The organism is Streptomyces shinuiensis, assembly GCF_043660855.1.
In the GTDB taxonomy this organism is placed as follows: Bacteria; Actinomycetota; Actinomycetes; order Streptomycetales; family Streptomycetaceae; genus Streptomyces.
The window spans coordinates 46133-65131 of sequence record NZ_JBIHML010000003.1 but is presented as its reverse complement, the minus strand read 5'-3'; the positions used below and the strand labels follow the sequence as shown (position 1 = coordinate 65131).

Sequence of the window (18999 nt, the reverse complement as noted above, 5' to 3'; positions counted from 1 at the left end):
GGGCCGGAGCGCACCGCAACCGAACGGGACGAGCTTCTGTCATGTGCCGGGCGCAATCGAGGATTACGCACTCATATCGGGGATCATGGCAGACCGCCGCCATGGTCTGTCCGGAGGACGCCGTCAGACGGTGGAACCGGCGCTGTGTCTGCCCAGGTGCGACCTGCGCACCGCGTCTTCGCCGGGCCCTGGGCACGCGAGGAGCCGCTTCTGGCCCTGGGCCCGCCACCCCGCGGCCAGGAGCCGGCTGGCTGCCATGCCGCCGCGGCTACCTGGGAGCGATTCCTGGTCCTGAGTCGAGTGGGTACACCCCGCGTGCGGGACGGTGCGTGGTTGATGACTTCATGCGGCCGCCGGCGAGCACCACGCGCCGCAGCTCATCCGCAATCGTGGAGGGCGTCAGCGGGCCGCGTGCCGATGCGGCTCGGCGCTGCGTGATGCGGTTCTCGTCTACGGCTGGGTGGTGTCGTGGGGGCACAAGGTGGATCGGCAGCAACCGTCGCCGTTCGCCGGCCGGACTCCGTGTGGGTGGACACCGAGGCCGACACCCTACGGGAGGAACCTGACGCACCTACGTCCGCCTTCAAATCCCGTCGAGCGGCGACCGGGTGGCCGATGACCATCAGCTGGCAGCCCTCGCCACAGGCTCCCCCGGCGTGCCGGCGGGAGCCGGAGGCGTCCTGACTGGCGACCGAGGACTTCTGGCGCGACCTGGGTGCGTCCATGTGCAGTCTACCACGGCCGCCTACCGGAGCAGCGGTGGTCCGCTCCTGATCACGCTCAAGGGCGCTCACCTACGCGCCGACCGGCGGCATCGTCGCGGCCCCACACCGCTCGGCCCGAGCACATCGGCGTGTGCGCATGGGACTATACCTGCCCTTACCTGGCTGCGGACGCGGCGACACCTTCTGTCGCTGCTCGCGCAACGTCGGCTAGCCGGTAGCGAGGCCGCTGGCCTGGGCGGCCGCAGGGTGGCTGCAGCCGGGCGTCGCCGGGACCCGGAGAACCTGCATATCATGTACGGCAATCGCCGCGAGCGCTGAGCTGGGCGAGACGGAGCTGTCCTGGCTGCCGGTCTACGAGAACCTACCAGCCGGATGCGGGTCGGCAACGGCGCCGGCCTCCAGTTTCCTCTCAGCTCGACGTCTATCGGCGAGGTCATCGAGGCCCTCGCACAACTGGCCCGCCAGGCAAGGCCGAGCCCTCAGGAGCACCGCCGCCTCCCTGCAGACCAAAACTCATCACGTTAACCTTCGAGCGAGCACTGGATGGAGCCTTGGACGAAGGGGATATGGGAAGGTGCGCGGCCCGCCCGCCGCCACTTCGTCCACTCCAAGGTAGGCCTGGACGGCGGTGATCCGCACCATCCGCCTGAATCGAGTCGGCGCGCGGACGGCCCGCTGGAGCGGTGGAGCGCGCGCTGCCGCGACTGAAGATACACCGCGACGTCTGCGAGAACGGCTACGACCCGAGCGAACACCTTCACGCCAGTCTAACGGGTCCAATGGAGCTTGGACGCCTCCCTGTCGCTGATCGTTCCGCAGGTGGGGCTCTGCCCCGGACGTACAAGGCGGGTCATCGCAAAACCCATCGGAGGCCATTCCAAGCGCGAGCTGTCCATACCGGACGGCTCGTGCTGGCGACTTATCCCCCGATCCTCTCGACGGGCGCTGAGCAACGTATGTCCGGGCGTGAACGGGGGCTGGGAGAGCGTACGGAGGAGCTGCTCTATCCAGCTGGGCCTGCTCCTTCTGGCTGGAACCGCACAGCAGACCCTGAGCGACTTGAGTCGGATGCCGCGTGACGATGGAGCACGGCGGCTCTTCGAGAAGCTGCTCCGCTGCGCAACGGACCTTGGGACCGCTTCGCCGGCAGGGAGTGGGATCTACCCGCGCATGGACGCCATGGTTGGACAACTTCGCGCGCAGGGCGTTCAGACCACGTCCCCTGAATCGAGCACCGCCCTGTCGGCTGACCGCCTCGGGCGCCTCGCGGAGAGCCTCCTCCGCGCTCCCTCTCAGCGAAGCGGGCCAGCGCGCTGAGCGCAGCGGTGCCTGTTTTCTAGAGGTCATCCCAGGACACGCGCTGCGCTGCCATTGCCCACGATCTCCGTGGCTTCCCGGGGAATAACGGGCGCGAGCGGGAGCCACCCGGGCCGTATGGCCACGGGTTCGACGCGGAGTGCCCTCTGCGCATAGCTCGCTCACTTTCTGTTTGCCGAATTCGGGGCCCGACTCATGCCTGCCTTTTCGTGGAAGCCGGGCGGTCAGCGCCACGACATCTCCCTTCTTTCAACAAGGAGTATGAACCGTGGACGAAACGGAGACGTCGCCCATCCGGGTCGCCGACTGGCGTTGCGCTGTACGGGGCCGCCTGCCGGACAGCCGGCCACTGGACGACGAGACCATACAGGCGCTGGAGGTCGCTTGCTGATCGATCCGGGCCGCCTGCGACCCGCCTGAGGAGGCACCTGCGCGGGCACGGCGCCGGGTGCGGGTGGCGGGGCACTGCTGGAGCGACGTCTGGTGCTGCTGCAAGGAGAGCCGGGCGTGGCGCCCTGGTGGGCCTGCTTGACGCTGTCCGGGCCTGCCGACGGCACCCCGTACGGCGGGCCGGCGTGGACGCGGCGGCCTGGGTGGAGAATCGCCGACTGCCGGACTCTGTGGCTGTCGCCGGTCCTGCTCACATGATCAGAGGCGGCGGAGCGGCGGCTGCGGCGGCCCGATGTGCCTGCTGGGCGCGCTCTACCACCCGAGCACTTCCCGCTGCCCCCGCTTTTCCGCTGGGGATCTCCGATGTGGCGCGGGGCCGCGCAGAACGGAGCACTTCTCATGGGCACGGTGACCCTGACCTGACATGCAGTTAGGCGCCGAACCACTGGAGGGTCTGGCTCGAGCAGATGCACCGCCGCCCCGCCGGACCTCCTGGGCATCTGCGGCGATCGGTTCGGGCAGCAACGAATCTTGATGACACGCTGCTGCTGAGAGTGGGGCGTTCGGCGCTCTGCCGGCCCCGCCGATGGTCGTGGGTCGGGGGCAGCCTGACCGCCCGCAACGAGGGCCTGCTGCTGGAGCGCTACCCGGATCTGCTGGTCGCCCGGGGCAGCGGCGAGGCCACCGCCGAGGGGCTGCTGGCCCACTGGCACGGCGACCTCGACCGCAGCGAGGTGCCCGGCCTGGGATTCAACGGCGCCGCACGCGGCGGGGCCCTGGCCATCGGCCGGCCACGCCGGACGGCCAAGCCCGTCGCCCGCGAGACCGCCGATGACATCCTGCCCGAGCTCGATCTGCTGCCCGCCACGTTCGAGCACCACGGCGTCGCCCAACTGGAGACCAGCCGGGGCTGCACGAACTTCTGCAGCTTCTGCCCGCGGGGCCACAAGGGCAGCTGGGCCGGCGCCGCCCCGCAGAAGCTGCCGTGGATGCTGGAGCAGATGCGGGCCGTCTTCGACCGCTACCCCGACGTCTCGCGGACGTTGTACCTGGTGGATGAGGAGATCATCGGCCGCGGCGACGGGGCGGTGGAGCGGGTGCTTGAGCTGGCCCGTCTGGTGCACGGTGCCGGCTTCCGGTGGGAGTCCAGCTGCCGTGTCGACCAGGTGGCCGACCTCGGCCGGGATGAGGACTGGCATGTGGAGCGGGCGCAGATGTGGCGCACACTGCTCGCGCGGGGGCTGCGGCGGATGCTGTTCGGTGTCGAGTCCGGCGTCGACTCTGTCCTGGACCGGTTCAACAAGGAGACCAGCGGCGAGCAGAACGCGCTGGCGATCCGGACGCTGTCCGTGCTGGGCATTCCGACCCGCTACACCTACATCACCTTCGATCCGCTGATGAGCCTGGCGGAGCTGAAGGCCACCTACGCCTTCCAGGGCCGCACCGACCTGCTGCTGCGCCCTCAGCCCGGCCTGCCGGCGGTGGAGGTGGTGCGCGGGGTGCGCGATGCCGCGTGGGTCGCCGAGCACGCCGCCGGGCGGCCGCTGCACACCGGGATCTCCTACATGCTGGTGTCCATGGAGTGCCTCGTCGGCGCCGCCTACACCCGCACTGCGGAGCGGGCCGGGCTGACTGGTGAGGTGGAGCCGCTGATGGGGCGGGTGGCGTGCCGGTACGCCGACTGGCGGATCGGGGTGGCCAGTAGCTGGGCGCAGCGGTGGATCGACCGGCACTTCGCGCTGGACTACACCCTCAAGAGCCTGGAGAAGGTCCTCGACGGCGCCCCCCGGCACGCGGTGCGGCAGGCCCGGGTGGTGCTCAAGGACGCCGCGTACGCGGTGCTCGGCGACATGATCGCCGCCATCGAGGGCTTCGCGCCGGGCCGCCCCGGTGCCGGGGAGCTGTCGAGCCGGATCCAGACGGCGCTGGAGGCGCGGGTGGAGGTGCTGCGCGGCCAGATGGCGCCGGTGGTGGACCGGGTCGGGCGGCAGCTGCGCGGCGACCAGGCGGTGATGCTGCGCCGGGAACACCAGCGGTGGGAGTTGGCCGCGACGTGGTACCTGATCAACGCGGCGGACCCCTGTGGCACGTGAGCGGGTGCCGGTGCCCCGCCGACCGGGCGGGGCACCGGCTGGATCAGGCTCCGGTCTTCTCCGGGATCGGCACCCAGTTGAACTCGTCGCAGAAGCGGGCGTAGGTGACCAGCTTCCAGGCCGCGTACTCCTCCAGCCGGCCCGAGGAGCGCAGCAGGTGCTTGACCCAGGTGTGGGCGATGCGCTCTTCGCGAGTCATGGTCTGGTCGATCTGGTCCAGCATCCGGCAGGCGACGGTGAAGTCGTCGACCGTCAGGGCGCTGAGGTCGATCTCGATGCCGTCGAGGGTGAAGGAGAAGACCAGGCGGGAGGTGGCAAAGCTGGTCTGGCGCTCGCCGAGGAAGGTGGTGTGACCGGCGAGGACCTCCTTGAGCCGGTCGCGGTCTTCGACCGGGTAGCCGATGCCCAGGTCGAGGTCGGAGGTCTGAAGGTTCAGCCGGGTGCCGAAGGAGCCGACGTCGCGGGGGGCGTGGCCGGTCCACTGCTCGATCCGGTCCGCGGCGGCGGCCCGCACGCGGTGCAGCCGCTCGTCGTGGGTGCGCATCGCGTTGTAGAAGGCGGTCGCGCGGGCGAACTCGGCGTCGGAGAAGTCGCCGCGGTCGGCCCAGCCCTTCCGCGTGATCGCGGTCAAATCCAGCTCGGTGGCGGGGTGTTGTGTTGTCACGTCCGGCACCTTAGCCACTCCCGCTCCACTCTCGCCCCTGTTTGTGATGGAAAGAGAAGAAAGAGGTGATCGTTGTGGGTACTGCGTCACCCGGTGTGCCGCGCCGCACGCTGGCCGGCGGACTGCGCGTGCACCCGATCGGGGTCGGCGGCTGGGCCCTGGGCGGGCCCGGCCACAACCTCGGGCTGCCGATGGGGTGGTCCACCGCCGACGACGCCGCCTCCCGCCGCGGCCTGGAGGTGGCCTACGAGCGGGGGGCGAACCTGATCGACACCGCGGACGTGTACGGCCACGGGCACTCCGAGCGGATCATCGGGGACTTCGCCGCCACCGTGCCCCGGGAGAGCCTGGTGCTCTCCAGCAAGGTCGGCTACTTCCGCGGCACCGCCGCCCACTCTTACCTGCCTGCGGCGATGCGCCGCCAGCTGGAGACCAGCTTGGAGAACCTGCGCACCGACTACCTGGACATCTACTTCTTCCACCACTCCGACTTCGGCCCCGACGACCGCTACCTGGAGCCGGCCGTTGCGCAGATGCGTGCCTTCCAGCGCGAAGGGCTGATCAAGACCATCGGGATGCGCGGCCCGCACCGCTTCGCGACTGAGCGCCTGACCGTCCCCAAGCAGCAGCGCGACGACAAGTACGCCCGGTTCGCGCACCTGGCCGAGGTGATCCGGCCGGACTACCTGGCGGCCCGGTTCAACGCGCTCACCCCGCCTCCGGCCGGCGGGCGGCCGGACATCTTCGCCCTGGCCGCCTCGATGGGGGCGAGCGTGCTGGTCAACAAGCCCCTCGCGCAGGGCCTGCTGACCGGCAAGCACCACCCCGGCCGGCCACCGGTCTTCGGTGTTGGGGACCACCGGCTGCGCAAGGCCTGGTTCACCCCGGGCGCCCTGGCGATCGTCCACGACCACCTGGCGCCGCTGCGGGACCGCTTCGGCCACGCGCCCGGGCAGCTGGCCCGCGTCTTCGTGCACTACTGCCTCCGCCAGGCCGACCATGCCGCCGTCCTGGTGGGCTTCACCCGCCCCGAACAGGCCGCCGAGAACCTCGCTCCCCTCGACGCCGAGCTCACCGCCGACGACCTGGCCTTCATCAGTCAGATCACCGGCCGCCTCCAGCAGGCCCTGGACGCCCACACCGAGGTCTTCGTCGATGAGAAGGGCACCGAGCGATGACCACCGCAGACCGGCAGCTGTCTCTCCTGAACCCCGGCGCCCCGCCCCGCCCGGGCGCCACGGGTGCCGCGCAGGTGCTGCTGTTCAACACCCAGCACGCCGCCCCGGCCCGCGCCCGCCGCCAGGTGGCGTGGATCGCCGCCCAGGACCGCGCCGACCTGGTCGTCCTCACCGAAGTCAGCTCCACCGCCGGCGGGGAGGCCCTCATCCAGGCCCTCACCGACCACGGATACACCACCGTGATCGAACCCAGACCCGCCGCCCCGGACTACCGCACCGTGCTGGCCTCCCGCACCGCGGCGATGCGCGCGCTGCCCAGCACGGTGGAGTACCTGCCGCACCGTGCGCCGGCCGCCGCCGTCACGATCGGCGGCCACGCCCTCGGTCTGCTGGGCCTGTACGTGCCCTCCCGCGGACCGAAAGAGCGCCGCAACGAGGCCAAGCGCGCCTTCCAGGAGGCGGTCACCGCCGCGCTCCCCGCCCTGGTGAAGGAGTGCGGGGGACTGGTCATCGTCGCCGGCGACCTCAACGTGGTCGAGCCCGGCCACACCCCGCACCACGCGGTGTTCGGGGCGTGGGAGTACGCCTTCTACGACTCCTTCGCCGCCGCCGGCCTGACCGACGCCTTCCGGCACCTGCACCCGCAGGCGGCCGACCACTCCTGGTTCGGCCGCTCCGGCCGCGGTTTCCGTTTCGACCACGCCTTCGTCACCACCGGCCACCGCGACCAGATCACCCACTGCGCCTACGACCACACCCCGCGCCGGGAGGGCTTGAGCGACCACGCCGCCCTGACCCTGACCGTGCGCCTGACGCCCAGAGAGCAGCCTGCCTGATGAGCTCTGTCGCCCACACTCCGCCCGCCGTCGCGGCCATCCCGCGCCAGCCCGGCCCCGCCGCGCCCCGGCCCACCGTCCCGGTGCACACCGTCGAGGTCCGCACCCACCCGCAGGACGTCCCGGCCCTGCCCGGGCAGGTGATGGACGCCATCGGGCAGGTGGTGCCGGTCGCCGCGGTGGAGCCGATGTCCGGCGGCCTGACCGCGCATCTGGCCGACGGGGCCCGCATCCGTGTCCTGGCCGGGCCGCCGGCCCAGCCCCGCTCCCGCCCGGCCGGCACCGTTCAGCTCACCGTCCTGCTGGAGGACCCCGGCCGACTGCCCCAGGAGACCGCCGACCGGCTCCTGGATGCGGTGGAGCGGATACCGTTCACGGCGCTGGAGTGCGCGGAGCTGGCCGGGCAGATGCCGCTCACCCACCACCTGCCCGAGCACCTGCCCTCCGGCGCCCTGACCGGTATCGCTCCGGTGCTGACCGTCCACCACATGTCGGACTTTCTGGTGCTGGTCGACGCCGTGATGCGGCTGGGCGTGCCGGCCCAGGCCATCACGGTGCTCGACAAGGGCTACCGCTACCTGCACACCGCCCGGGTCGACGCGCATCTGGCCGCGCTGGGGGTGCGGGTGTGGCCGTGGGAGCAGGCCGCCGACGCGCTGGCAGACCACACGCGGCGGGCCCGGGAGATGGGGCTGCGCGGCCTGCTGGTCGACGACGGCGGCTACACCCTGCCGGTGTTGATCGAGCAGCGCCCTGACCTGCTGGATGCCTTCTGCGGGCTGGTGGAGCAGACCATGTCCGGCATCACCAAACTTCAGCCCTACGGCGACCGGCTGCCGGTGCCGGTGTTCTCCGTCGCGCAGTCCCGGCTGAAGGCCACGATCGAGCCGTACGGGATCGCGGACGCGGCCTGGCGCAACCTGGTCCGGCTGCTCCCGCAGGAGAAGTTCGAGGGTCAGGCGGCTCTGGTGCTGGGGTTCGGGCGGATCGGCGCCCAGCTCGCCGAGGTGCTGCGCACCCGCCGCATGCGGGTGGCCGTCCACGACCGCTCCACCGCCGCGCTGGTGGCGGCGATGGAGCACGGGTTCACCACCGGCCCGGTGGTCACCGAGCTGCTGGAGGAGCACCGGCCGCTGCTCATCGTCGGCTCCACCGGCCGGACCTCTCTGGCCGGTGAGCACACCGCCTCCCTGCACCGGGACTGCTACCTGGTGTCGGTCACCTCCCGCGACCGGGAGTTCGCGCTGGAGGAGATGCGGCAGGCCGCCACCGCCGTCAGCGACGCCGGCCGGCTGGGGTTCCGTCTCCACCTGCCGCAGCAGATCACCGCCACGGTGATCGCCGACGGCTACCCGATCAACTTCCACTACGCCGAGTCGCTGCCCAACAAGTACGCCGACCTGGTGCTGGCCTCCCTGATCGTCGGCGCGGTCACGCTCGCCGCCGACGGTCACGGCTTCACGCCCGGGCACAACGTGGCGCGCACCGATCAGGTGCTGGAGGGCAGCGGGCTGCTGGAGCGCTACTACGCCCGTTTCGGCCCCCAGGAGGGCAACCGGTGACCAGCGAGAGTGAGCGGCGCTTCGCCCTGGCCGACCTCGGCCTGATCCTGCGCGAGGTGCGGACCGGCCCCGGCTACACGGTCGCCTGCGACCAGGCGCCGGACGGCGCCGACATGGCCGGGTTCCGGCCCCGTACCGAGACCGCGGTGTGGTGGATCTCTTGCCACGGCGTGGCCGAGGCCGCGCAGCGCGCCCTGGCCGCATCCGCCTCACCCTCTGGTGCGGTGGCCTTCCCTGCCCGTCCCGGGGGAGCGGTCCCGCACGAGATCGGGCTGGCACTGGCCTTCGCCGACCACCTCACCGCCTGCCGCAACGGCCGTCCGGTCGGGCCCTGCAGCCCAGGTCTCGTTCCGCCGCCGGTCCCAGACAAGGCGGTGCGGCTGCCGCACCTGGTGTGGGCCGCCCGGCCGCCCCACGGGCATGAGACGGCCACCGTGGTGTGGGAACTGCTGCCCCGCCTCGCCGCCGAGCAGTGGCTCGGCGCGCCACTGCCCGACCAGGCCTTCTTCGAGGAGCGTCTGACCGGGCTGCTGCACCTGAAGCAGCGCGCCCGCTTCGGCCTGCCGCCGGACGTGCCCGCCTGGCGGCCGCTGGCCGACCTGCTGGCCGGCGGCCGCTACCTGTCCATCCGCCTGGTCTACCAACACCCCGGCCTGTTCCACGACCTGCTGACGGAGGCCCCCGCATGACGAATTCCTGGACCACCGGCGGCGATCTCGCCGCCTCCTACACCGAGCACAGCAAAGATCTGCGCGGCGCCCTGCGGCACGCCCTGGTCACCCGCGCCCTGGCCCACCACCTGCCCGCCCGGCCCCAGCGGATCCTGGACATCGGCGGCGGCAGCGGCATCCAGGCCCGCGCCCTGGCCGCGCGCGGCCACCACCTCACCGTCCTCGACCCCGACCCGGCCATGCTGACCCGCGCCGAACACGCCTGGGCCGCCCGCTCCGAGGACACGCCCGGCACGCTCCGCCTCCTTCACGGCCGCGGCGAGGACGCCCCCCGCCTGGCCGGGACCGGCTGGGACGCGGTGCTGTGCCACGGGGTGCTGATGTATCTGGAGGATCCCGCCCCGCTGGTGGAGGCGCTGGCCGCCTGCACCCGCCCCGGCGGAACGCTCTCGATCCTCGCCAAATCGGCCGAGGCGATGGCGATGCGGCCGGCACTGGAGCGGCGCTGGGCCGACGCCCGCCGTGCGCTGACCGACCGGACCGAGACCGGCCGACTGGGCGCGGTCAGCCGCGGCACCCCGCGCGCCGCCCTCCAGGACTGGCTGGCCGAACACCGAGTCAACGTGACGGCCTGGTACGGGGTGCGGTGCTTCACCGACCACCTCGGTGAGGAGCCGGCCGGCGCCGACTTCGCCGAGATCCTTGACCTGGAGTGGGAGGCCGGATGCCGCTCTCCGTACCGGGACATCGCCCGCCTGTTCCACCTGATCGCCCACCGTGAGCAGTGAGGTGACCGCCCCCGTGCCCTTCCCGTTGACGCTGCCCGCGGTCGTGGCCACTGCCCGCCGCCACTGCACCGAGCGCTGTTTCGCCTACCACGCGAGCTGGCGCATCTTCCGCCGTGCCGGGCTGAAGGGGCACCCCGGCTGGCACACCGGCTTCTACCAGCGCGCCCTGACCACCCATCCCCTGCCCGCACACGGCCGGGTGCGGGTACTGATCTGCGGCGCCTCGGATGAGGCGATGCTCGCCACCCTGGCCCGCTTCCTTCCCCCCGAGCACCTGGAGGCGCACCTGATCGACGCCTGCCCCACCCCGCTGCACCTGGCCACCGCCTACGCCCGCCGGACCGGTATCACGCTCACCACCGGCCTGGACCGCGCCCCGGCCCTGGCCGGATGCACCGGACCGTACGACGTGATCGTCACCGATGGGCTGCTGTCCCTGCTGCCCGCCCCTGGCGACCGCACCGCCCTCCTGGCCCGGCTGGCCGACCTGCTGGCCCCCGGCGGGCTCGTCCTCTACACCGCCCGGATCGCCGGAGCGGCCGGAGTGCTGGAGTACGACCGCATCGGCCGCCGCCTCCAGGCCGCCACCGCCCGCGCCCTGTGGCCGGCGCCCGCCGACCAGCGGCGCCACCTGGCCGGCCAGATCCTGGCCCGCCCCTCCCGGCCCAGCCCCTTCACCGCCCCCGGCCAGGTCCGCGCCGCCTTCACGGCCGTGTTCGGCGACGTGCGCTGCTACCTGCGCCGCACCCCGCCCACCCTCACGCTCGCCCTGGCCCCCACCGTGCGGGCCGGGCAGGGCAGCACCTGCGTCGGCATCGCCGCCCGAGCCCCCCGGAGCCTGCCATGACCTACCCCAACCCCCGACTCGCCGCCTACCGGCCCGGCACCGGCCTGGACGACCAGCTCGCCGCCCTCGGCTACGCCTGCATCCACGGCTGGCCCGACCAGCGCCCCATCACCCCCGCCCTGGTCCGCTCCCGGCTCCGCCCGCCCAGCAAGGCGGCCGCCCTCACCCTGCTCGCCACCGTCCACACCACCGGCGGGGAACTGATCGCGGCCGCCGCGCTGCGCCACTCGGCCGCCCCCGGCGGGACCGGGCGCCTGTGGGGCCCGCTGGTCCACCCCGCCCACCAGCGCCGCGGCCTGGGCACCCGCCTCCTCCACACCCTCGCTGAGCCGATCGCCGCCTTCCCCGGCACCGCGGCCACCGCCGAGATCCCCGCCCAGCGCACCGCCGCCGGTGCCTTCTTCACCCGCCACCACTGGCAACCCACTGCTGGCGCCACCCTCCTCAAAGCCACCCTGCCCCTGCCGGCGGCGCCGCCCGCCAATCCCGCCATGGTGGCCCTGCGCGCTCCGCGCCCCGGGGAGGACCTGACCGAGCCACTGGGGCAGCTGTATGCCGCCGCCCGGCCCGAGGAACCCGCCCCGGCGGCCACCGGAGCCTGGGACCGCTGGCGATCCGACGAGCGCTACACCCCCCACTGCCTGACCCTCGCCCACGACTCCACCGGCTGCCTCCTGGCCGCCGCCCTGGTCTACCCCCTGGCCCACACCACTCCCGGCGAGCCGGCCGAAGCCCTCCTCGGCGACCTCCTGCTCCGGCCACCCCTGACGCCCGACCGGCTCGACACCGGCCGCCAGGCCGCCGCCCACGCCGTGGCGGCCGCCCACCGCCTCGGCGCGGCCACCGCCCGCGCGGTCATCCCCGACCACCACCAACCGGTCGCCGACTGCCTGACCGCCCTGGGCTTCACCACTACCGCCCCGATCGGCTACTGGCACGCCCCGACCGCAGCCCGAGCGAGGAACGCCGATGAGTAGCCCCACCGGCCTGCCGGGCAAGCGACGCCTCATCACCAGACGCATCGACGCCGTGTTGAGCGCGGCCGTCCTGATGCTGCTGCACCTGGTGGCGGTGTACCTGGTGGCCCTGGCATACGCGGCCGGGCACGCCTCCCCGTGGGAGCGGGATGTGGTCGCCCACTCCGGCGTCCCGGCAGGCCTCGCCCTGATGGCTGCCGCCACCTCCGCCCTGCTGACCTGGTCAGGCGTCAGGGGCCGACTGCCGCGTCGAGGGTGGTACGCCCTCCCCGTGGCCCTGGCCGCCGCCCTCCTGCGGTTGGCCCTCCTCGCCCCGGATCCCTGACACATGCGGCACAGCGGGTGCCGCGCCGGGATGCCGGCGCCCTCACTACTCAAATTCGAACCCATGACCGGGGTTGCGCCTCTTGATGGCGTGACGGGCCCGGACAGGTCCTCGTTAACCGATCACCTGCACGAACACGCTGCTTCAGGAGACCTCTTGGCCATCACCCCCAGTGTCATCGGCGCGCATCTGCTGTTCGAACGCGATGGACGCATCCCGCTGGGCAAGCGCACCCCGGACGCGCTCTACGCCCCCGACACCTGGCACGTACCGGCAGGCGGTGTGGAGTACGAGTCCGCCACCGCCAGCGCGGCCCGCGAAGGCTGCGAGGAACTCGCCGTCATCATCCGCGAAGAGGACCTGGAGCTGGTCCACACCGTCCCCATGCTCGACCCCGGCGGCGACAGCGTGCCGAAGCTGCAGATGTTCTTCCGCGTCCATGCCTGGCAGGGCAGCCCGTACATCGCCGAGCCGGACAAGTGCTCGGAGCTGGTTCGCCTGGGACTCGTTGCCAACGCCGCTGGTGGCCTACACCCGCACCGCGCTGGACGGCGTCCGGGCCGGCCGCACCTTCACCGCACTGGGCTGGCCGGCCGCCGAAGCCCCGTACCAGGCTGTCGCGCTGCCCACTCCCGCGCCAGTCGAGGAAGGGACTCGGTGACGGTACGCGAGGGGAGTACAGCGCCCACCGTTCAGGGAACCGGCTGGTGCGATATTGCCGGGCCAGGTGATGCTGGGACGGACATGCCGCAGGACCTGCGCAGGTGGTTGATGGCCCAGTGCGGCCAGGCGGTGCAGGTCACTGATGTGTCCTGGCCGCGGGCCACCTCGCGGGTCTGGCGCGTACGGTGCGGCGACACCGCCACCACGGTCTACGTCAAGGTCGCTCCGACCGCCCGGCACTTCCAGCGCGAGATCCACACCTACCGCCGCGCCCTGACCGGGCTGTGGCCCGGAGGTGCTCCGCGTCTGCTGGCCGACGAGCCGCGGCTGCACGCGCTGATGGTCTCTGCCCTGCCCGGCACCCTGGTCCACCACCTACCTTCCGCTACTGCCGACAGCCGTGCCATCCACCGTGCGGCGGGGCGGCTGCTGCGCCGACTGCACGGCGCAGCTCTGCGCGTCTCCCGGGCACGGCAGCAGGTGGACGCCACCGCACACCGCGCCGTCACCCGCTCCGAAGCACACCTGGGGCGGGCCGGTCATCTGCTCACCCGCGAGCAGCGGGAGCTGGTGCACCGCAGCCGGCAGATCGTGGGCGACCTGGCCAGTCGGCTGCCGGTGGCCTGGCGGCACGGCGACTTCCGGCCGCGGAACTGGTTGTGGCAGGCCCGCGGCGAGAGCTTGGGCGTGATCGATTTCGAACGCTCCGAGATCGGGATCGCGGTGGCGGATCTCGCCCCGTTGGCGGCCGGACCGTGGGCGGTCCGGCCCGCGCTGCGGGAGGTGTTCCTCGAGGGCTACGGACGCCCGCTGACCGAGGACGAGGCCCGGGCGCTGCCCGCGTTCACCGCGCTGGCCGCTCTGGACGACCTGCAGTGGGCCAAGACCTGCGGCGCCACGGACGAGGCGGCCCAGGCCCACGACGCGCTGACCCGGCTGGTGGACGCCCACCGGCGGGCCGGCTCCGCCGCACGGCTCGCCCACTCCCGAAGACGCCCGACCTGACCGCCGCACCAAGCCCCCATCCGTCCTGTGCCCGTTCTTCACCTTGCCGGAGGTCTGCCTGTGCACTCCTGCCCACCGCCCACCCCTGCCACCCCGCCCGTCGGTAACGGTCACCCCGCCCCCGCAGATCACAACGGCCTGGAAGCCGCGGCCGCCAGAGCGGCCCTGGTGGCCCGCCTGGAAGCCGACGGCCAGTTGCACGACCCGCTGGTGTGCGCCGCGCTGCTGGCCGTGCGGCGCGAGGTACTGCTGCCGCGGGCGTACGTGCGCCGCAACGCCCCCGGCGCGCAGCCGGGTGTGTGGCAGCTGCTGGACGGCGCCCATCCAGAAGATCAGACCGAGTGGCTGAAAGTCATCTACGGCGGCGGCTCGGTGCTCATCCAGCACGACGGCGAAGACCTGGCCGCCCAGCGGCGCGGGACGGTGACCGGTGGTGCGATCACCGGACTGAGCAGCGTGGTGGCCATGACCGCCCACACCCTCCAGCGCCTGGAGCTACGGCCGGACCTGCGCTACCTGGAGCTGGGCACCGGCGCGGGGATCACCGCCGCCCTGGCCGCCCACCTCCTCGGCCCCGGCGCGGTGGTCACGGTCGAGGCCGACCGGCACCTGGCCGCCGCCGCCCGCCGACGGCTCGCCGAGCACGGCCTTCCGGTGCGGGTGGTGGCCGGTGACGGTCTGGCCGGCTGCGCCGACGGCGGCCCCTACGACCGGATCCTGTCGACATTCGCCGTGCCGTCCATCCCGCCCGCCTGGCTGGAGCAGCTGGCCGAGGGCGGCCGGCTGCTCACCACGATCACCACCGCCTCGCCCGGCTGGCCCGGGGAGTGCCTGGTGCGGCGCACCGGCAACGGATTCGAGGCGGTCCTGGAGGGGCGGGAGTGCGGGCACCGGCCGGTGGCCGGCCACCGCTGGCTCTCCGTCCAAGACCACCGCCACCTGGCAAGCCAGGAGCCTGCCCGGCGCCGCACCACCGACGTGCCCCCTCCAGAAACCGACGCGCATGGCTTCTGGCTGGCTTTTTCTCACCTCGCCCCCGGGGTGGTGCGGGACTTCACCGCCGACCACCTCACCCTCATCGCCCCAGGCGACGCCTCCTGGACCCGGGCCGCTCCTGACGGACCCGGCACCTGGCGCATCGAGGAAGGCGGTCGGCGGGAGATCTGGGCCGAGGTCGAGGAGATCCACCGGCGGTGGGTACGCGCCGGGCGGCCGGACACCTACCGGCTGGAGTTCCCCGACGGCCGCCAGCACGCCGAGGCCGGACACGGCACGGACACCATCGGCTGGAACCTGCCCACCTCGTCGGCGCCGCAGGACGGAGGCCGCGCATGAAGGACACCATGAACACCACCTCACCCGCTATGGAAGCGCCGGGCATTCCGCGTCAGCACGGCGGAGCGCTGTCACTGCCTCTGCCTCCGGCGTCCCTCCCGCCCAGCCCGGACAGCGAGGGCCTCACCGACGGCATGAAAGAGGCCTACTGGTCGGTGTACGACGGGGCCGCGGCCCAGGCGAGCGTGCGGCAGCTGCTGGGGCGGCTGCCGCGGATCACCGGCCAGGTCGGCGCTCTGGCCTGGCGGGCCGATCCCCGGGCGATGGCGGCGGTGGTGGCGCTGCAACTGGCGTCCGCGGCCATGGCGGCCTTCGGGCTGATGGCGTCGGTGGCCGTACTCCAGGAGCTGTTCGCCCACGGCCCCACCCCGGACCGGGTGCGCGCCGCTGCTCCCCAACTGCTGCTGGTGGTCGCGTTCTTCACCGCCCGCGGACTGCTGGAGACCGGGGTGGCCCTCGGCCAGGCCCGACTGACCCCGAAGATCCGCACCGCGCTGGAGACAGAGTTTCTGTCCCTGACCGCGCAGGTGCGGCTGGAGGCCGTCGACGACGCCGACTGGCACGACGAGATCTACCGGGCCCACGACCGGGGCCTGTTCTACGCCCGGCAGATCGTCGGCCAGATCGTCTCTCTGGCCTCCGCATCCCTGGGCCTGCTCGGCACCGCCTCGGTCCTGGCCGTCCTGCACCCGGTGCTGCTGCCGCTGCTGCTGCTGTCGGTGGTGCCGGTCGGAGCGGCCGCCATCCACGCCTCCCGCGCCCGGTTCACCTCCTTCACACGGTGGAACGCCATGCAGCGCCGGGTGCGACTCTTCTCCTGGCTGCTGCTGGACCGCGACACAGCCGCCGAGCTGCGCTCGGACACCGCCGCCCCCGCCCTGCTGGCTGAACACCGGCGCATCACGGGCCTCATCGCCGCCGAGGACACCCGCCTGGGCACCGGCGCCGCCGTCACCAACCTGTTCGGCCGGACCCTGGGCGGGATGGGCACCGGCCTGACCTACCTCGCGCTCGGCACCATGCTGATCGCCGGCTGGCTTCCCCTGGCCGCCGGCGCCGGGGCGGCCCTGGCCATCCAGACCGGCCAGCGGGCCCTGACCCGGCTGGTCGATGTCGCCCACCTGGTCTACGAGCACGCCCTGTGGGTCGACGACCTGCTGTCCACGATGGAGCGCTGCCGCGCCCTGCTGCCCCGCCGCACCGGACGGCCCGCACCACCCGCCGTGCGGGAGATCACCCTCACCAACGTCTCCTACACCTACCCCGGCAAGGACACCCCCGCGCTGGACCGTGTGTCGATGACCCTGCGGGCCGGGCAGACCGTGGCGTTCGTCGGCGCCAACGGCTCGGGCAAGTCCACCTGCTCCCGCCTGATCGCCGGGCTCTACGACCCCAGCGAGGGCACCATCGGCTGGGACGGAACCGACGTGAGGGAACTGGACGCCGAGTCCCTCCAGGCCCGCGTCGCCGCCGTCCTGCAGGACCCGGTGCGCTTCCCCTTCTCCGCCCTGGCCAACATCACCGTCTCCTGCGGCACCCTCACCGACGCCGACCCTGAGCGCGCCCACACCGCCGCGGTCGCCTCCGGCGCCGACCAGGTCATCGCCGCCCTCCCCGGCACCTGGGCCGCGCTGCTGTCCAAACGCTTCAAGGACGGCCAGGAACTCTCAGCCGGCCAGTGGGCCAAGATCGCCGTCGCCCGCGGCCTGTACAAGGACGCCCCCGTCCTGCTGCTGGACGAGCCCACCGCCAGCATGGACCCCCGCGCCGAACACGCCGTCTACCAAGCCGTCCTCCACGGCCGGCGGCGGGAGGACCGCATCACCGTCCTCATCTCCCACCGCCTGGCCTCGGTGGTCGACTGTGACCAGATCTTTGTCTTCGACAGCGGCCGGATCACCGAGTCCGGCACCCACCACGAGCTGATGGAGCTGGGCGGCGAGTACGCCCAGATGTTCGCCCTCCAAGCTGCCGCCTACCAAACCGAAGCCTCCACCGCCGACCGCAGGTGACCACCGCCACCACCTCTCTTCGGTACCGGACCTATCAGGAGCCGCTCACTCATGAGTCACGACAACCCCGATTCCTGGAATGTCCACTACGCGCGGGGAGAGGGCTTCCGCGCCCTGTCCGATACCGAGCGCACCCTGCTCAAGGAGCACCTGCCGCCGCCCGCCAGAGGCGGCCGCGACCGCAGGCGCCGACCACGAGCGTCTGCATCAGCTCGCTGTGGCCAGGTCGTGCAGCAGCCGATCGACGCCGCCGACCGAGCGGTGTGGCGCGAGCTCGCTGGCCAGACTGCGGATCTGCTGAACGCAGCGGGAGGCACCCATCTGCCGGGCCAGGTGGAGGGAGCGACGGGCCAGGTGAGCGGCCTGCTCGGCCTCGCCGTGCTCCAGCGCGCTGCCGGCTTCGTAGGCGAAGAACACAGCCTTGGTCTTGTTCCTGGCCTCCGGCAGCAGCCGGATCCCTTCGCTGATCTGCTCGTGGGCTCGGCGGGTCTGACCCAAATCGCTCAGGCAACGCCCGGTGTCCACCACCAGGTCGGCCGGACCCATCCATGCACACCACGCAGGAGCCTCCCCAGAGGCGGTGTTCAAAGAATTCTCGGCCAGCGCCAGGGCGCGGTAGCAGTCGCGGGCCTCGCCCAGCATGGCGTGCGCCCTCGCTTTGCGCACCAGCAGCAGAGAGCGGGCGGTGGCGGTGGCGGTGCGTGACAGCGCGTGGTCGAGGATCTCCACGGCCGGGCGGGGGCGTCCGAGCCAGATCTGCTGGTACCCCAGGTCGGAGAGCACCCCGGCTCCCAGGTCGGTGTCGCCGGCTTGGTGGGCAGCGTGCACGGCGGCGTGCCAGTACCGGCTGGCAGCTGCATGGTGTTCATTGTCGAAGCGGTGCCAGGCGATGGTCTGGGCCAGCGCGGCGGCGAGCGCATGGAGCCGGGCGCCAGTGGTGGGGCTGTAGCGTCCGTGCTCCAGCAGATCGACGACGGTGGTCAGGTGCCCGTCCAGCAGCGGGCCGGTGTGCTGGCGGTGTGCGGTCGGCAGCGTGGTCAGGTGCCGGGCGGCCGACTCCAGCCAGTCCACGAACGCCAGGTCGACCTGGCGGCGGCCGACGGCTCCGGCGGCCAGGGCCGGATCGAGGGCGGCCCACTGCCACGCGAGGGACCCCAGGGCGGCCGGGGCGAAGGTCAAAAAGGCGCGGCGGTCGACAGCCATCTGCGCGGCCCCTCTCAAGACGGTGATGGTCAGCCCTTTCCCCAAGGGGGCGAGGGCGTCGTATCCGGGCAGCCAGTGCGGCCAGCTCACTGCGGACACATGGTCGTGGGAAACCCCGAAGACGTCGGCCAGAAGCTCTTGGGAGAAGGCATCCGGGGTGGTGCCCTGCTCCCACAGCGACACCCGCTGCCGGGTGGTGCCAGCCCGAAGACCACGGCGCCGGGCGGCCGCTCGCACCTGGTGGGCGAGATCGGTCTGGGACCAGTCGCGCAGCCGCCGCGCGTACGCCAAGGGGTGCCGGATGAGGTCGTCCACCCCCTCATGACAGCAGCCGGCGACTGCCGGCGAGGACATTTCACAAGAAGCGGGATGACAGGGGGATGACAGGCCGACGGTAGTGCGAGCAAC

The 18999-nt window shown here is 72.6% G+C and carries 14 protein-coding genes; 12 read left to right on the top strand and 2 right to left on the bottom strand.

Annotated features, from left to right (window positions below):
- Positions 1-2986 precede the first annotated feature (2986 nt).
- Positions 2987-4525, top strand: a complete 1539-nt coding sequence (locus ACGRHY_RS27725) for a B12-binding domain-containing radical SAM protein (protein ID WP_394638398.1) — start codon at positions 2987-2989, stop codon at positions 4523-4525.
- A 43-nt stretch (positions 4526-4568) separates the two neighbouring features.
- Here ACGRHY_RS27725 and ACGRHY_RS27720 read toward each other — a convergent pair whose 3' ends face one another.
- Positions 4569-5189 (bottom strand): hypothetical protein, encoded by a 621-nt coding sequence (locus ACGRHY_RS27720; RefSeq protein WP_394638397.1) that lies wholly within the window; start codon positions 5187-5189, stop codon positions 4569-4571.
- Between the two features lie 74 nt (positions 5190-5263).
- Between ACGRHY_RS27720 and ACGRHY_RS27715 the strand changes: the two genes are divergently transcribed.
- From ACGRHY_RS27715 to ACGRHY_RS27665, 11 genes are all read left to right on the top strand, one after another.
- A complete protein-coding gene (locus tag ACGRHY_RS27715) occupies positions 5264-6367 on the top strand; it encodes an aldo/keto reductase (RefSeq protein WP_394638396.1) in 1104 nt (367 codons plus the stop codon).
- Positions 6364-7203, top strand: a complete 840-nt coding sequence (locus tag ACGRHY_RS27710; RefSeq protein WP_394638395.1) for an endonuclease/exonuclease/phosphatase family protein — start codon at positions 6364-6366, stop codon at positions 7201-7203. The genes ACGRHY_RS27715 and ACGRHY_RS27710 overlap by 4 nt, the downstream gene beginning before the upstream one ends.
- Positions 7203-8765: a Rossmann-fold NAD(P)-binding domain-containing protein gene (locus tag ACGRHY_RS27705; RefSeq protein ID WP_394638394.1), complete on the top strand. Its 1563-nt coding sequence runs from the start codon at positions 7203-7205 to the stop codon at positions 8763-8765. The genes ACGRHY_RS27710 and ACGRHY_RS27705 overlap by 1 nt, the downstream gene beginning before the upstream one ends.
- The gene (locus ACGRHY_RS27700; protein WP_394638393.1) at positions 8762-9454 is read left to right on the top strand and encodes a hypothetical protein; all 693 of its coding nucleotides are present in this window, start codon (positions 8762-8764) and stop codon (positions 9452-9454) included. The genes ACGRHY_RS27705 and ACGRHY_RS27700 overlap by 4 nt, the downstream gene beginning before the upstream one ends.
- Positions 9451-10224, top strand: a complete 774-nt coding sequence (locus ACGRHY_RS27695) for a methyltransferase domain-containing protein (protein WP_394638392.1) — start codon at positions 9451-9453, stop codon at positions 10222-10224. Before ACGRHY_RS27700 ends, ACGRHY_RS27695 begins: the two co-directional genes overlap by 4 nt.
- On the top strand, positions 10214-11071 hold the full coding sequence (locus ACGRHY_RS27690) for a polyamine aminopropyltransferase (RefSeq protein ID WP_394638391.1): 858 nt from the start codon (positions 10214-10216) through the stop codon (positions 11069-11071). Before ACGRHY_RS27695 ends, ACGRHY_RS27690 begins: the two co-directional genes overlap by 11 nt.
- The gene (locus ACGRHY_RS27685; RefSeq protein WP_394638390.1) at positions 11068-12048 is read left to right on the top strand and encodes a GNAT family N-acetyltransferase; all 981 of its coding nucleotides are present in this window, start codon (positions 11068-11070) and stop codon (positions 12046-12048) included. The genes ACGRHY_RS27690 and ACGRHY_RS27685 overlap by 4 nt, the downstream gene beginning before the upstream one ends.
- Entirely contained in the window at positions 12041-12373 is a 333-nt protein-coding gene (locus ACGRHY_RS27680) for a hypothetical protein (RefSeq protein ID WP_394638389.1), read from the top strand. The genes ACGRHY_RS27685 and ACGRHY_RS27680 overlap by 8 nt, the downstream gene beginning before the upstream one ends.
- Before the next feature lie 156 nt (positions 12374-12529).
- Positions 12530-14041: a phosphotransferase gene (locus ACGRHY_RS27675; protein ID WP_394638388.1), complete on the top strand. Its 1512-nt coding sequence runs from the start codon at positions 12530-12532 to the stop codon at positions 14039-14041.
- 168 nt (positions 14042-14209) lie between these two features.
- A complete protein-coding gene (locus ACGRHY_RS27670; RefSeq protein WP_394638387.1) occupies positions 14210-15376 on the top strand; it encodes a protein-L-isoaspartate O-methyltransferase family protein in 1167 nt (388 codons plus the stop codon).
- Positions 15373-17388 carry an ABC transporter ATP-binding protein gene (locus tag ACGRHY_RS27665; RefSeq protein ID WP_394638386.1) on the top strand — a complete coding sequence of 672 codons (2016 nt, stop codon included), beginning with the start codon at positions 15373-15375 and terminating at the stop codon, positions 17386-17388. The genes ACGRHY_RS27670 and ACGRHY_RS27665 overlap by 4 nt, the downstream gene beginning before the upstream one ends.
- A gap of 207 nt (positions 17389-17595) precedes the next feature.
- Here ACGRHY_RS27665 and ACGRHY_RS27660 read toward each other — a convergent pair whose 3' ends face one another.
- On the bottom strand, positions 17596-18906 hold the full coding sequence (locus ACGRHY_RS27660; protein WP_394638385.1) for a helix-turn-helix transcriptional regulator: 1311 nt from the start codon (positions 18904-18906) through the stop codon (positions 17596-17598).
- Between the last annotated feature and the right edge of the window lie 93 nt (positions 18907-18999).

Excerpts from the sequence above, each read along its gene's own strand:
- ACGRHY_RS27710 (WP_394638395.1), top strand. The coding sequence starts at position 6,364 with ATGACCACCGCAGACCGGCAGCTGTCTCTCCTGAACCCCGGCGCCCCG.
- ACGRHY_RS27705 (WP_394638394.1), top strand. The coding sequence starts at position 7,203 with ATGAGCTCTGTCGCCCACACTCCGCCCGCCGTCGCGGCCATCCCGCGC.
- ACGRHY_RS27695 (WP_394638392.1), top strand. The coding sequence starts at position 9,451 with ATGACGAATTCCTGGACCACCGGCGGCGATCTCGCCGCCTCCTACACC.
- ACGRHY_RS27685 (WP_394638390.1), top strand. The coding sequence starts at position 11,068 with ATGACCTACCCCAACCCCCGACTCGCCGCCTACCGGCCCGGCACCGGC.
- ACGRHY_RS27680 (WP_394638389.1), top strand. The coding sequence starts at position 12,041 with ATGAGTAGCCCCACCGGCCTGCCGGGCAAGCGACGCCTCATCACCAGA.
- ACGRHY_RS27665 (WP_394638386.1), top strand. The coding sequence starts at position 15,373 with ATGAAGGACACCATGAACACCACCTCACCCGCTATGGAAGCGCCGGGC.